14 protein-coding genes are annotated in these 12,960 nt (G+C 42.7%); 6 read left to right on the top strand and 8 right to left on the bottom strand.

What is annotated here, in order from left to right; translation table 11 throughout:
• The first annotated feature begins 259 nt into the window (after window positions 1-259).
• Genes G006_RS0124255 through G006_RS0124245 form a run of 3 tightly spaced genes read left to right on the top strand, consistent with a single transcriptional unit; the run spans window position 260 to window position 1,808 of the window.
• Window positions 260-634, top strand: a complete 375-nt coding sequence (locus tag G006_RS0124255) for a TraK family protein (protein ID WP_020485821.1) — start codon at window positions 260-262, stop codon at window positions 632-634.
• Complete coding sequence (locus tag G006_RS0124250) at window positions 634-1,362, top strand: hypothetical protein (protein WP_020485820.1); 729 nt, start codon at window positions 634-636, stop codon at window positions 1,360-1,362. The genes G006_RS0124255 and G006_RS0124250 overlap by 1 nt, the downstream gene beginning before the upstream one ends.
• On the top strand, window positions 1,362-1,808 hold the full coding sequence (locus G006_RS0124245) for a hypothetical protein (protein WP_020485819.1): 447 nt from the start codon (window positions 1,362-1,364) through the stop codon (window positions 1,806-1,808). Before G006_RS0124250 ends, G006_RS0124245 begins: the two co-directional genes overlap by 1 nt.
• A gap of 242 nt (window positions 1,809-2,050) precedes the next feature.
• Here the strand turns inward: G006_RS0124245 and G006_RS26465 are convergent, their stop codons facing one another.
• The 8 genes from G006_RS26465 to G006_RS0124205 form a co-directional block, all read right to left on the bottom strand.
• Window positions 2,051-2,710 (bottom strand): IncP plasmid survival protein KfrC family protein, encoded by a 660-nt coding sequence (locus G006_RS26465; protein ID WP_020485818.1) that lies wholly within the window; start codon window positions 2,708-2,710, stop codon window positions 2,051-2,053.
• Window positions 2,711-2,789: 79 nt separating this feature from the next.
• Window positions 2,790-3,947 (bottom strand): ParB/RepB/Spo0J family partition protein, encoded by a 1,158-nt coding sequence (locus G006_RS0124235; RefSeq protein WP_020485817.1) that lies wholly within the window; start codon window positions 3,945-3,947, stop codon window positions 2,790-2,792.
• Window positions 3,947-4,705, bottom strand: coding sequence for a ParA family protein (locus G006_RS0124230; protein ID WP_020485816.1), 759 nt, complete (start codon window positions 4,703-4,705; stop codon window positions 3,947-3,949). Before G006_RS0124230 ends, G006_RS0124235 begins: the two co-directional genes overlap by 1 nt.
• On the bottom strand, window positions 4,702-4,992 hold the full coding sequence (locus G006_RS0124225; RefSeq protein WP_020485815.1) for a TrfB-related DNA-binding protein: 291 nt from the start codon (window positions 4,990-4,992) through the stop codon (window positions 4,702-4,704). Before G006_RS0124225 ends, G006_RS0124230 begins: the two co-directional genes overlap by 4 nt.
• Before the next feature lie 151 nt (window positions 4,993-5,143).
• Complete coding sequence (gene kleE, locus G006_RS0124220; protein ID WP_020485814.1) at window positions 5,144-5,464, bottom strand: KleE stable inheritance protein; 321 nt, start codon at window positions 5,462-5,464, stop codon at window positions 5,144-5,146.
• A gap of 153 nt (window positions 5,465-5,617) precedes the next feature.
• Window positions 5,618-6,013, bottom strand: coding sequence for an antirestriction protein (locus tag G006_RS0124215; protein WP_020485813.1), 396 nt, complete (start codon window positions 6,011-6,013; stop codon window positions 5,618-5,620).
• A 129-nt stretch (window positions 6,014-6,142) separates the two neighbouring features.
• Window positions 6,143-6,556, bottom strand: a complete 414-nt coding sequence (locus tag G006_RS0124210; protein ID WP_269454646.1) for a helix-turn-helix domain-containing protein — start codon at window positions 6,554-6,556, stop codon at window positions 6,143-6,145.
• A 1,094-nt stretch (window positions 6,557-7,650) separates the two neighbouring features.
• The gene (locus tag G006_RS0124205; protein WP_020485811.1) at window positions 7,651-8,826 is read right to left on the bottom strand and encodes a hypothetical protein; all 1,176 of its coding nucleotides are present in this window, start codon (window positions 8,824-8,826) and stop codon (window positions 7,651-7,653) included.
• 376 nt (window positions 8,827-9,202) lie between these two features.
• Between G006_RS0124205 and G006_RS0124200 the strand changes: the two genes are divergently transcribed.
• Genes G006_RS0124200 through G006_RS0124190 form a run of 3 tightly spaced genes read left to right on the top strand, consistent with a single transcriptional unit; the run spans window position 9,203 to window position 12,899 of the window.
• Complete coding sequence (locus G006_RS0124200) at window positions 9,203-9,532, top strand: hypothetical protein (RefSeq protein WP_020485810.1); 330 nt, start codon at window positions 9,203-9,205, stop codon at window positions 9,530-9,532.
• Window positions 9,533-9,549: 17 nt separating this feature from the next.
• Window positions 9,550-11,592 carry a TonB-dependent receptor plug domain-containing protein gene (locus tag G006_RS0124195; RefSeq protein ID WP_051067746.1) on the top strand — a complete coding sequence of 681 codons (2,043 nt, stop codon included), beginning with the start codon at window positions 9,550-9,552 and terminating at the stop codon, window positions 11,590-11,592.
• The gene (locus G006_RS0124190; protein WP_020485808.1) at window positions 11,592-12,899 is read left to right on the top strand and encodes a cytochrome P450; all 1,308 of its coding nucleotides are present in this window, start codon (window positions 11,592-11,594) and stop codon (window positions 12,897-12,899) included. The genes G006_RS0124195 and G006_RS0124190 overlap by 1 nt, the downstream gene beginning before the upstream one ends.
• Window positions 12,900-12,960: the final 61 nt, after the last annotated feature.

The raw sequence follows: 12,960 nt of genomic DNA, 5'->3' as shown, positions 1-12,960 counted from the left end.
GCGCTCGGCGCGAATAAGGGGAGTGAAGTGTAGCTACCGTTTATACGGTAGGTACACTTCACATATCCTGCCCCGACCTTTCGGTCGGTAACTCCACAACATGTTATCAAACACTCGATCAACGACAAAAAAATAATCAACATATATATTTAAACGTATATAAAATAACGATAATTCATATTATGTAGCTTATTTTTTACATACATTTTGACTCAAAATTGACTCAAAGTTGACTGAGATGCACCTCCAGTGAAATTAGATGAATAAAAGTTATACGGAACAGCTTGCGGAGTGGGTGAAGAAAAAACACGCAGTGAAAAAGCGCGACCGAAACCTAGTGATGTTTCAGGCAGTGAAAGATGACGTTTGCGAAGCGATATCGGCGGGCTATTCGATACGAACCGTATGGGAAAACATGTACGAAACTAAGCGGGTCACGATTGGTTATCACCAGTTCCTTAAATATACAAACCAGGTACTTAAAAAAGCCAACCAAACCCCACCAAAACAAAACACTACACAACTAGTCCCGAAGAAAGGAGCCAAACCACCAGAAAGACCTAACCCCAGCAATCAACAGAAGCCACAAAACTTTAAATTCGATCCATCACCCAATAAAGAGGATTGGCTCTAATGTCAAAAATACACATGGTATTACAAGGGAAAGGGGGTGTTGGCAAGTCGCTAATCGCCGCCTTGATCGCACAATACAAAACTAGCAAGGGACATACGCCTCCGTTATGCGTAGACACCGACCCAGTGAATGCGACGTTGAACGGGTACAAAAAGCTCAACGTCGTGAAACTCGATATATTAGACGGCGATGAAATAAATTCTCGCCATTTCGACAAATTGATTGAAATGATCGCAAGTAGTGAAAGCGATATCGTTATCGATAACGGAGCAAGCTCATTTGTGCCACTGTCAAACTACTTGATGACCAACGCAGTACCGCAACTATTGAAAGAAATGGGCCATACACTCGTAATTCACACGGTAGTAACGGGTGGACAAGCATTGGTCGACACCGTGGCCGGCTTTGGTCAGTTAGTTCAGCAGTACCCGGAGGAAGCAGAGTTTGTGGTATGGCTAAACCCCTATTGGGGCCCAATAGAAGACAACGGTAAAGGGTTTGAGCAAATGAAAGCCTATACTGCGAACAAATCGCGCGTGGCGGCGATTGTAAAAATACCGGACCTCAAAGCCGAAACATTCGGTCGAGACTTGAGCGATATGCTACAAGATAAAATGACATTCGAAGAAGCTATTGCCGCAGAGACAAACACCATCATGATGCGGCAACGTCTAAAACTGATTCAGCGCCAATTGTACGATCAAATGGATACGGCGGTGATTCTGTAATGAGAGATGATCAAATAGAAAGTCTGATCCGGGAAATCGCGACTAAACACGGCATTGCCGTTGGTCGCGACGATCCTATCTTGATACTGCAAACGATCAATAATAGATTGCTACAAGACGGCGCAAAGGCACAGCAAGATATGCTTGATCAATTCAAAAAAGAGCTAGAAGCGCTGGCAATGCGCTGGAGCGAAGACGCAAAGAATAAAGCAGAACGCATTGTAAATGCGTCGTTGAACGCCAGTAAGGAATCAATGGAAAACATGATGGCCCAAGGCGCAAGGGATACCATAAAATCAGTCAGGACTGAAATCGAGTCATCGCTAAATAGAATCAATGGCCCAATCCGTGATGCAAAAAAGATCGCCATTATGAATGTAATTGCAGGAAGCATGACAATCATCGCTGTAACCGCATTTATAGCATTCACTGTTTGGATCAAATAAGGCACAAACCCATTATGTTTAGGTTAAGCCCTGGCGAATCGCCCGGCCTTCTGAATAAATTTTAGCGGCTAAAACATCCAATTGGACAAGGTAAAACCGGCCTGCATGAGACCATAGCTCAATTACGCGTTTTAAGTCCGTGATATGACCAAGCAACATTGGATTCTAGATAAGCCAGAAATCCATTCATTAAGAATAATATCTAACGCGAAATATGATCCTTCTTATCTGGGGTGAAGAGACTATTGTGAACCCGGAGAAATGGATAATGTTAATTTTGGAGCAATGCCTAAACTGTCACTTTGTTTGAGCGATTTCCTAGTAACAATATTATGTCTCCGCTGAGCTTCTAATACGCTATCAAACTCGTTAGTTAATTCCTGTTCGTTTCTTCTTAATTTCCGTTCCGCAAGCTCTTCGATTTTTGGCGAATGCAAGCCCATACCGTCCCGAATTTCTCTAACAGCTTCGAGTCTTGCTTGCATGACCTGCAACCTGGAATGTTGATGCGCAATTTGATCTTGCCATGCTCGACGAGTACCAGGCAAAACCAAAACTCCAGGTTTTGCGGATTGAATTTGTTGAATCCTAGACTGCTGCTTCTCAATTAAGGTTTCAAGCTTATCTTCAACACGATCTACTTGTTCGTGCTTTGCTTCAACGTAATCAAATAGGGCCTCTTGATAGCTTTGTTCAACAGATGACACTTCCAGAATAGCTTGCTGTTCTCGTTCCGCTGTTTGAGCACTATCCAAAAGCTCATCAACGTTATAAATAGCTTTCGCGTTTATCCCTTGATCATCTTGCAATTGATCAGAACCAGGATCAATTGCGTTATAGAGGCCCCGCTGAATTACATCTGGCGTTAAAAGTCTTTTTTGAGGAACATTTACAAGTACCATATCGACTCCAAAACGAAGCTACTATATTGCTCCGTACTCCGTACCGAGCCGACTAAGAATCAGCGCGTACTTTTAAAAGTTAAGCCTCTACCAATGCCAATAGCTTGACTTCACCAAGATCGACTTCTAATTCATGACCATCATCGTCATACTTAATATGCCCAAACCCCTCTGTTGAGGGCCTTTTGTCAAGAATGATCCTACCTGGCCGACCGTCATGCCATATCTGAACGATAGCCTTCTTAAATTTGCTTGGATCGACTATTTTCTTCTTTTCGTTATCTTCCTGTTGCTTAAGATCTGGATTGTTAGGAATGCTCGAACTATCCGTCAATTGTAGTTGGTCGTCACCAGTAGCGACTAAAGAACGTCCGCCAGATTCTATATTTGATTCATCTTCACCCGTTAAGGTAGTGCCAGAAACTTGGCCGCTATTAAGATCATCTTCATCAACTTCAGAGAGGTTAGCGATTGGTTCATTATTAGCATCCTGGATGACCCGAATATTTTCTTTCTTGTCCTTTAGATATTCCTGAAATAACTTCAATTGGCCCCTAGTGAATTCTTGACCAGGAGTATCTAACCAAGCCATAACATCCGCTTGGTTCGTCTTATAGAGCTTATTCAATTCGTAAATAATATTTACGTCGGTAACTTTCCCTGCTTTGTATGCCGCATCAAGCTCAGCTGGTAACTTAAGCAACGTAGTGTGCAAAGTCACCCACGCCGGGCTCTTACCGATTAAGGAGGAAATGGTCTTCTTTCCAATACCTTCCTCTAGTGCGGTTGCGATAGTGTGCGCAATCTCTAACGGGGTATTACCTTCTTTTTGGAGATTAACAATCAGTTGTTCGATCTTTACTCGGGCTGCCGTCTTATCGCCTTCGTCTTCAATGATGGCAGCAATCTTTTCGGCCCCATTTTGCTTTGATGCTCGAAATCTTCTAGCACCATCCTTGATCATGTATCTACCCTCAATTTCAGGGTGCTTCCTAATCGTTATTGGCTGCAATAAGCCGCTATTGTCAATGGATCCAGCCAACTCCGCTATGCTTTCAGTTGAAAAGCCATGGTTGAATTCTGTGCGCGGTTGTGCAGGATCCTCGTCGATCAAATTGATGTCAATCTCTGCATAACCAGATGCTTCTTTTGGTTGTTCGGAGAGTAGGCCGGCAAGGTCGCCTATTTCATGCAAGGCCAGCCCACTGCTTGCAATGGTGTGTAATTGATCTGTCATTATCCGATCTCCATTTGATTAAGAACATGGGCCGCTAATGCTCTCACTTCTTTGGCCGCCACTCGCGCTGTTGTTTTTTTGATTTTCCATACTGGCGTTCGGGATGCTAATGCATCGGCAATACTACTCCGTAGACCAATGACTATACCTTCAGGAGTCATTAATGTCGGATAAGCATGGGTGAGTTCCTGAAGGTGTCGTAAGTGCCTTGGATTCCTTTTATCAACTTTGCTAGGAACCATGCCAAGAAACTTAAGATTTTTATTAGCTTTTCGAATGTTAGCTATGGTCGTAACCATTCGTTTTATACCTTGAATACTGTATGCCTCTAACTCAATTGGTGAAAGAACAAAGTCTGATGCAAATAGAGCGGCTCCCATTGTTACGCCAAGTGATGGGGCTGTATCAATCAAGCAAATATCAAAGCCAACAGACGATAATTCACTTATGGCGGATTTAAAATTCATACCCGCATCGCTCAGCGTCATTTTTTCCATATTGGCGAGTGCAGCATCGGACTCGATAAGAACCAATCCAGTGGAGGGTAACAAAGAACAATCAACTTTCGCATTAGTTAGTAGCGAACTAGCAGAGACTCCACACTTATATGCCCCTAGCGTGTAAGACGCATTCGCTTGAGTATCGAGATCTATTACAACAACACGGAAACCACGCTCAGCAAAGTCGAAGGCAAGATGCACGAGTGTTGCAGTCTTACCAACACCGCCCTTTTGATTCGCCGTAACTAATGTTTTCATAGTTCCTTTGATTCCTTTGCCCATTTTCTGACTTGAAACGCTTGATGACGAGGAAGGATCACCGTCACTTTCTCGTACCCTTCCGGTACTTCCGCTAATTCCTTGTGCGCGTTCCAGACTCTGTTTACAGCTTGAGAAACTGCACTCTTTGTTATGTTCATCGCTCTTGAAAAATCGGCTTGGGATTTCCCGTCTACCAATACCCCCCGTGCTATTAAGATTGTTTGTTCCCCAATTTCTAATTGAGAAACTGCTTGTTCGAATTGCCTCTCGGTTAGTCTTTTCATAACCACTTCCTAAACATCTGTTGCCCATGTTAGTGCTCCGCGCCTTGTTGATAAAACGACGGTGACAGCCGCCGTGAGGTAAAGAGTTAAGCTTAACGCATGCATAAAGTTTAGCTTAACTAATAGGCGGAGTCAAATAACATTTTAGCGGCTAAAATTTGCGAGGCCCATAGAACTCAACAAAGTAAGTAATCGCAATTAACAATGAAGCATGAATCATAGCGGTCAGCCCAGCATACATACCCGGTGTATTGTGATAATACATTGCCCTTATGAACTGAAATAGAATATCGAGGGCAAACAGCCATTTAGAGATTGGCCAAACTAGGGCAAGCATTATCCAAACAATATGCACTATTCGGTGCAAAAGTGGGGGAGAACTATGAATTAAAGGATCGGTGGCTTCGACAACATTTTCTTGCTGCGGGTGAGCTTTTCCTACATCCGGAAACTTATAAAGTTTTGCTGCCATATTGACCACCTTTGCGAAATTAAGTTTTAATAATCAGTCAGGCCCGCGCCTGTGTCGTGATGTGACAGCATCGCGGCAAGCCCCGGTTATGCCGGGGCTACCTATCATCTTCTTACTTCCGCAATAAATGGTATTTTCGCTACTTAAGAATACTCAATCAATTGCAGCATATATCTTGCCACTTTCTTCGTGAAATGAAATGTAATCAATTAACAGATGGTACATTTCTATAAAGTGGTCTTGCTCTGTTTTATTTGCAATTACGTTAAGGGTGTAAAGAGTTGCGACAATACCAGCGGCGTCCCCAGACATTTCACCACAAAAGCCATTATCCGCATTACATGTGATTTCCTCATAGCCTGTAGGAGCCATGTAAAAGCCACCATTCGACAGCGTAAAAAAATCCCAATAACCACCAGAATATTCTTCAAATAGTTTGTCCATAAAGGAATAAATAAGCGTTTCCCCTAGACAAAGTTTTTCTTTGAAATAGGTTGGCAAAAAACTTTCGCGTTTAACAGGTTCAACGGCAGTTGCAGTAATACTCATCGGAATCTCCGGTAACTGACCTTGGCGGAATGCCCGGCCTTCGATGTATACAGTAGGGCATTATGTCCTATTTGTCAAGTTTACATGGTTGCATCAGCTAAATGATCGAAAGCTATAACTATCAGGTGTTTAATCTGATTCAGTTTCGCGCCAGATAGATTTGATGCCCGCCAGATCGCATAAAATACCCCAAATGGCATAAGATATATCAGTTTCCCCACTAACCCATCTTCTTACGGTTCTACTGGCTCCACTACCAGTAAGTCCCACTTTTTTTGCAACTTGGCCCCCTGTTAATCCTGTCCGGCGAATTATTTCTCTAACTTCATCTCCGTTCGGAATACTCCAATTTTCACTAAAGGGTATTAAACATTCAGGTCGTATTTCTATGACTTTTCCATCAAATGGGGTTGACGAGTATCGTCGTTTAACTGTTGTGTCATTGTTCATTTTTTTTAAAATACCATCACTTAAGTTAAGGGCTTCGATTTTAGCCGCTAAAATGGAAAGGTCATTGTAGAAGTTGCAGATGATCGTAACCATAAAGGGATTGAACACGCTTATGATCGGGTGCAATAACTTTTTTGCCCTCCCATTTATCCTATACTGAATTGGCTTATCACCATAAGCGTATAGGCATGTTTCACTTATTTTTGAGATTATAACGACGCTGCCGAGTTCTTTTGGGAATAGCGTTAGGAAGATTCTGCATCAAGATCCAATCTTAATGATTTCCTTTTGGCGTTTAATGATTTTTGCTTTTCTATAATCTGTTATTTTTTTGTTGTCTCTTCTGCCCATTTTCTGACTTGAAACGCTTGGTGCTTTGGCAGAATTGCTTCTACAAACTCATATGAATCGGCAATAATGTATGGAATAGTCCAATTCGGAATAGAAGACCCGCGACCTATTCCCCCTAGTGGATTCATTTAAAGCAAGAATTTTTAGTAAAAACTCGACTTGTTGTTCGTTTTAATGTCCAGAGGCTAATTGTTTTTGTTGCAGTTTACGGCTGTTCGTCTTGCATGTTCTAAGAGCATACTAAAAGAAGTCATAGGTTTATTTGCACGGTTAAAAAAAGGCTATATAAGGCTTATAAGTAATAAGGACTGTAAAAGACCAGTTTACTTGAGCATAATCAATATGTTGGGAATTGTACCCGCGACCTATTCCCCCTAATTGTATTGTGATAAAGCTCATTTATGTGTACTCATGTCATCAAAAAGGTATTTTGATTTTGCCAATCCCGCGAACCGCGACCTATTCCCCCTGGTTTTTTAATAACCCGCGACCTATTCCCCCTGGATTTTTAGGAACACGCGACCTATTCCCCCTGCCTGATTTGATCTATTCAGGGTGAAAATCTAAAGCGATTTGTACCCGCGACCTATTCCCCCTGAATAGCGCGACCTATTCCCCCTGGAAAAAGACATTTGCCGCGACCCATTCCCCCTGTGTTCATGAAAGTACTTTTGTTAATGGCTAATCCGGTGAGAGGTAGTTATTTCCTTAATAGCGAATTACCCTGAACGTTACCAACGTACTGATTTACTCCTATTTCCATTGAATTTTGAAGAACCCGCGACCTATTCCCCCTTACTTTGGTGGCGACCCGCGACCCATTCCCCCTTCTTTGGTTACGACCCGCGACCTATTCCCCCTGCGTTAATTACGGCTCGGGACCCATTTCCACCATCAAGTGATTTTTTCGAATCTATTAATCGTCTATTCGATGCTTTTTGTTCGGCAGTGAATTCTGGTGAAGGGAATATGGTATACACAACATCTACGATTTTAGACCGCTTCCCGCGTTCTTCTGTTTTGGTGTGGCTGGTTAAAACACCTAGCGACTTAAGTTCATCCCAAGATTCTTCAAGTGTAGCTATTGCATCACGTTCGCGTTTATAGCCTTCCAGTAAAGCGCTGTCTCGCTTGATTGTGCTGTACCGCATTACGAAGCTGTTAGTTAATGCTGCTTGAGTGTACTTGAGTACCAATTGTGAGATTAACCATCTTGATAGTTGAGTTCTACACTTCATTAATCTGCGATAGTTGAACTGCCTATATGTCAGATTAGAAATACTGTTAGTAATCAATGGATGAAACTGAATTAACCATTTAGAGTCTTGAGAATTGCTTATAGAACTGTCTTTTTTGCTCACCCTTGCAAGCAATGAAAGATAATTCATGCGGGTATAGCAGACTTCTGTGTCCTCCGTTTCCCCTTGAATATCAATGTTGCTAAGGGATAGAATATCCAATGCTTCCGTTAGTTCGTCGTAACGGAGGGTGTGGCCTTGATCAGCTAGATGAGTGCGTAATCGGTGTAATGTAAATCGGCATCCGGAACGGAATCCATCAGCATCATAAAAACCATCATCAACCGCAATTTTTCGTAATGCGTGTTCAACAAGTTCCTCTCGTGCTCCAGGATAATATTCTGTTTCTACCTCTGTGATAGGGTCCTTTAGCCTTGCTGGTCTTATAAGTATCTTGAATTCATTACCTCTGTATTTGAAGGCAATTGTGCAGATTGGTAATGCGCCACTTGGTAGCCGCATTTCTTCTTGCCGTTTCCGTGTAATTGAAAACCGAGGAACGCTATCCCAAAGGTCGAAAGCGTTGCCAAGTTGATCGCGCTCGTCATTATTGTTGGCTAAAAAGTCTTGAAACAGGCATAACTGCTGATTTGAAAAAGCGTCAGGCGGGACTGGTTTGTGCTGCGAGACTCGTTTTTTGGGCGTTTTCTTTTTACCGAGAGAAATTGAATCTTGGGTATTATCAAGAAGAGTAATCTGATTGCCTTGCGACATGTTTAAGTCTCGCTAAAGAATAAAGTAACGCGATAGCACGTAGTAAAGAGTTTAGCTTAACTAATAGGCGGAAGTCAAACAACATTTTAGCCGCTAAAATCCAAGGAGGAGGGCGGGTGTGTATAGTCGAACATTCTTCACGCATTTATCGCGGGTGTTTGATGAAAGATTTTGGCACCCCATCATTACTTATCTTGGCAGGCTGTATATTTCTGGAGGTGGCAGAAGGGTGAACATGGATGTCAGTGATCGAAAGAAATCATCAAATTAGCCCCGTCATATCCTGCTAACCGCCAGAATCAAAACATGTTATATTGTAAAAAATCATTTGTTTCAACGGTGTTTAAGTACATTTCACGGTTACTGGCATAACGTAATGGAGTATCAAAATAACACATACAATATAGAAGAAGCCGAGCTGGTAGAGTTTGTTAAAACTAAGGCCGTAAGGGAAATCAATATTGTTCAGGCACCGAGTAAAAAGTACCGAATAGTCACTAAATTAAATTGGAAGGACGGGGCTTTTTTGTTAGTGTCCTATCGCAAAAGAGTTCGTGAATGGTCAACGTTAGATACATTGATCCGATACCTTCGAGAAACCTATAAAGATATATCCATCCCCATCAGATTAACGTTTGTACCTCTTGAAGAAGCAGAAGATTCAACAGGGCATGAAATCCATATCGTAATAGATCAGAGCGATTAGATCGTAAACTATCCACTATGAAATCTTCTCAAACGGCGCAATATGTGTGTTTTTGTCTGTGTATCACACAAAACGCAATAGCCGAAACAGACGACGATTTAGGATTGATTTATGGATCTGGTCAAATGCAATCAATTGCATCAGGGCACCCGTTGCAGCAAAGCCTAAGTCCTAGTGTTACGTCGGTTATGACGGCTAAAGACATTGAAAGAATCGGTGCCAGACGCTTGACGGATGTTCTCGAATACTTACCTGGTGTACATGTAAGCAACGCCAGAAGTGGCGTTAAGGTTATTGGGTTTCGCGGTGTTTCCTCTGAGACAAACGCTCAAGTGTTAATCTTAGTCAATGGCGTACCTGTTAGGAATACATTATTTGGCGGAAAGCCATTCGAATGGAATCTGCCGGTTAAGAATATTGCACATATCGAAGTAATTAGAGGGCCTGGTTCAATGCTCTATGGTGGCGACGCCACGACTGGAGTTATCAACATTGTTCTGAAGACCGGCAAAGAGCTAAAAGGGGGCGATGCTGGTGGGTTCTTTGGAAATCAAGATACTTATGAAGGCTGGGCTGAATACGGTAACGAATCAGGCGACTTAGAGTACAGCTTAGCCATTCAAGGCGGTAGCACAAATGGTTATCAAGGAAGGGTCAGCCAAGACGCACAGACAGTTATAGATAGCCAGTTTGGAACTCACGTATCTAATGCACCAGGCGTCACCAATAATGGTCGGGGTGACATTGATGCGCGCATAGACGTGGCCTACAAAGATATGATCAGGCTTCGAGCCGGGTATCAAGGATTCAGACATGTAGAAACCGGTATTGGAGCGGCTTATGCCCTTGATGGTACTGGCGGCACAAATAATGATATATATAATCTCGATCTGTCGCTAAATAACAAAATCACCGATGCACTAACGAATAAAACTTCGTTTTATTTTTTGGGGCAAAATCCAAGTACCGATATTTATTTATTGCCGGCAGGTACGTTCGGCGGGTTATTGCCACTTGGTGCACGAAATATTGTGTCTGGTTTCCAGGGGACAACTGGGCTAACTACCCAACTCAATTACGTTGGCATTAATAAACACACGATTACAGGGGGTACGGGACTTATTTACAACTGGATTTCTGATGGAACTGACAAAATCAATTACATCATTACTCCAACCTTTGTACAGCAGATCCCATTAACCGAAGCATCGGCATTTGGAAGAGATCCACTATTGGCATCGAAAGAGCGAACAAATTATTATGCGCTAATACAGGATGAGTGGAATTTCGCACCAGATTGGTATCTAACTACTGGCTTTCGCTACGATTATTACTCGGACGTATCACCAGGTTATAGTCCACGTATCGCACTGGTGTGGAATGTCAATTTGAATCTGACAACCAAGTTGCTATATAGCCGGGCATTTCGACCGCCGTCGTTTCTTGAAAAGAATCTACCACTGATTCCGGGCACTACAGTTAAACCGGAAACTGTAAACACGGTTGAATTCCAGGTTGAAAACAAATGGTCGTCTGATTTAATGACGTCGGCGAATGTTTATTGGTTTAAACAAGAAAACTTAATCGCGTCCACTAACTCCACAAGTGTGACCCCGGTCGGCTTTCGTAACAGCGCCCCAATTGATGGGATAGGCTTTGAGACTGAAACAAAGTACAAGCTAAGCAGCGATGTTGACTTTGCTGTCAGCTACAGTTATCACGGGTTGCCCTCTACGTCTTATACAGGTCTAATGCCAGAACACATGGCAAAAGGGCTGATAAACTGGGACATCACTGATAGTTGGGCGGTAGGGACTCAACTAAATTGGATCGGAGAGCGAAAACGGCCATCCGATGATCCACGTGGGAATTTAGCAGGTTATTTTACGGCTGGTCTAACACTATCGACCAAAGTCGCGAAACCACTCGAATTCACATTCAGAGTCAATAACATCTTTAATTCAACTCTAAAAGAACCAACGTTAAACCCAATTTTATTCCCAGGGGATGAAGCTATTCTTGGGCGAACCGTATTGGGACAAGTCAAAGTGACATTCTAGTGCTTATTTATCTAGCTAGGCTAATAACCAATCCTACTGGCGCATTAACCGCTATACACAAGAAATATGGCGACTTTGTGCAAACATGCTTTTTCAATAAGAAGCTTTTATTTACATCAAATCCGGAACATTACGAGGAAATATTCAATCAAGAAGCTAGGGGCCTTTTGAATAGAGACTCACTTTATGAAGCAAAAAAACCTATGTTCGGCGATGGACTGTTTAATAGCAAGGGCGCTACATGGACAAACCAGCGTCGACTAATGCAGCCAATGTTTACAAAGCAAGCTATCGCAGAGTGGCACGGCATTATGCTTAAAGAAGCCTGCAATGCCACAAGGCGGCTCAAAAACGATGGCGTCACTAAAGTAAACATATCAGAGGAATTAAAAACCCTTATTCAGAGCATTCTGATTCAGGTCATGTTTGGCCAGGCAAAAACATCACATAATGAAGAGTTATTGATGGCGGCGATTGACACCATAGTAAAAGGATTATTTCCGCATTTACTAACAGAGACGCTAGGCAAGGGAAAATTAAAGCGGCTTTTTGTCCTACAAAATAGGAGGATGGAGAAAGCCATCAATCAATTCGTGGCCTATGTTGACTCCAAAATCGATGGAATTGAGCCGACAGGCCATGATTTAATTTCGCTAATGATGAATGGTAGGGACAGAAGCGGCTCACAAATGTCGAGAGAGTTACTAAGGGATGAGGCGGTTACGTTGTTCCTGGCTGGGCAAGACACCACTGTTAATACGTTGATATGGTTCTTTTACCTTATAGGTAAGCATGAGGCGGTCCATAAACGTATTACCAGTGAAATACAGGGCATCAAGGATGACCTATTGACGCCAGAAACTATGGAACGGTTGATCTACACCAAGGCGGCGCTTTATGAGACATTACGCTTATATCCGCAGGCTATCGCGCTTAGTAGGGATACAGCAACGACGATAACCGTAGGAGGAAAAACGGTTTCACAAGGTACGTCTGTAATAATGAGCCTTTATGCGACCAATCGTGATGCTAGGTGGTGGGAGCGGCCAAACGAATTCTATCCAGAACACTTTTTAAACGGTGCCGTAACGCAGCGACATAAGTACACGTTTCTCCCGTTCGGTGGTGGAGTACACAATTGTGTTGGTAGGCATTTCGCAGAGTTGGAAATGATGGTGATTATTGCCACAGTGCTACGAGAATTTACAATTCTCGTCAACGAGGACATTAAACCTACCGTTAGTATTACCTATAAGCCTGAGAGAGATGTAATCGTTTCGATAACTCAAACTACTCAAGCCCTATAAATGCATGTCGAAACCGAGACCGCCAAGGTGGACCATAGATACTGGTCGTGATGGTGGAAAA

It is taken from the genome of Methylomonas sp. MK1, from assembly GCF_000365425.1.
In the GTDB taxonomy this organism is placed as follows: Bacteria; Pseudomonadota; Gammaproteobacteria; order Methylococcales; family Methylomonadaceae; genus Methylomonas.
The sequence above is the reverse complement of the archived record's forward strand: the minus strand, read 5'-3'. Positions and strand labels throughout refer to the sequence as shown.

What these genes read in the sequence shown, in the direction of transcription:
- G006_RS0124255 (WP_020485821.1), top strand. Translation starts at nt 260, where the DNA reads ATGAATAAAAGTTATACGGAACAGCTTGCGGAGTGGGTGAAGAAAAAA.
- G006_RS0124230 (WP_020485816.1), bottom strand. Translation starts at nt 4,705, where the DNA reads ATGAAAACATTAGTTACGGCGAATCAAAAGGGCGGTGTTGGTAAGACT.
- G006_RS0124235 (WP_020485817.1), bottom strand. Translation starts at nt 3,947, where the DNA reads ATGACAGATCAATTACACACCATTGCAAGCAGTGGGCTGGCCTTGCAT.
- G006_RS0124245 (WP_020485819.1), top strand. Translation starts at nt 1,362, where the DNA reads ATGAGAGATGATCAAATAGAAAGTCTGATCCGGGAAATCGCGACTAAA.
- G006_RS0124200 (WP_020485810.1), top strand. Translation starts at nt 9,203, where the DNA reads ATGGAGTATCAAAATAACACATACAATATAGAAGAAGCCGAGCTGGTA.
- G006_RS0124250 (WP_020485820.1), top strand. Translation starts at nt 634, where the DNA reads ATGTCAAAAATACACATGGTATTACAAGGGAAAGGGGGTGTTGGCAAG.
- G006_RS0124215 (WP_020485813.1), bottom strand. Translation starts at nt 6,013, where the DNA reads ATGAGTATTACTGCAACTGCCGTTGAACCTGTTAAACGCGAAAGTTTT.
- G006_RS0124195 (WP_051067746.1), top strand. Translation starts at nt 9,550, where the DNA reads ATGAAATCTTCTCAAACGGCGCAATATGTGTGTTTTTGTCTGTGTATC.
- G006_RS0124205 (WP_020485811.1), bottom strand. Translation starts at nt 8,826, where the DNA reads ATGTCGCAAGGCAATCAGATTACTCTTCTTGATAATACCCAAGATTCA.
- G006_RS0124210 (WP_269454646.1), bottom strand. Translation starts at nt 6,556, where the DNA reads ATGGTTACGATCATCTGCAACTTCTACAATGACCTTTCCATTTTAGCG.
- G006_RS0124225 (WP_020485815.1), bottom strand. Translation starts at nt 4,992, where the DNA reads ATGAAAAGACTAACCGAGAGGCAATTCGAACAAGCAGTTTCTCAATTA.
- kleE (WP_020485814.1), bottom strand. Translation starts at nt 5,464, where the DNA reads ATGGCAGCAAAACTTTATAAGTTTCCGGATGTAGGAAAAGCTCACCCG.
- G006_RS26465 (WP_020485818.1), bottom strand. Translation starts at nt 2,710, where the DNA reads ATGGTACTTGTAAATGTTCCTCAAAAAAGACTTTTAACGCCAGATGTA.